This is a genomic window from Rhizobium croatiense, from assembly GCF_019793465.1.
Taxonomy (GTDB): Bacteria; Pseudomonadota; Alphaproteobacteria; order Rhizobiales; family Rhizobiaceae; genus Rhizobium; species Rhizobium croatiense.
Map to the genome: position 1 here is coordinate 1 of NZ_JAILYJ010000100.1, position 333 is coordinate 333.

The window sequence follows — 333 nt, forward strand, 5'->3', positions numbered from 1 at the left end:
CCATGGCGGTCGCCAGATTCCAGTCGCGGCCGGAGAAGTTCGGATCGACGTATTGGATGATCTTCGCCAGGTTGTCGAAGGACTTCTTCATCGTCTCGGACTTCAGCGACTCCTCGTCGAGATCGTTCATCGCCTTCCTGTAGAATTCCGGGCCGCCGGTCGACAGCACGATGGAATCGAACATCGTCGCTTCCTGCCAGTTCTGGCCGCCGAGCGCCAAGGGGATGACACCGGCAGCCTTCGCCTTGTCGAGCAGCGCGATCAGGTCGTCGAAGCTCTTCGGCTCAGTGCCGCCGATCTTGTCCATCACCGCCTTGTTGATCCACAGCCAGT

1 protein-coding gene is annotated in these 333 nt (G+C 60.1%); it reads right to left on the bottom strand.

Annotated features, from left to right (window positions below):
- On the bottom strand, nucleotides 1–333 hold a 333-nt coding region (locus K6M89_RS32040), incomplete at both ends, for an extracellular solute-binding protein (protein WP_222141874.1).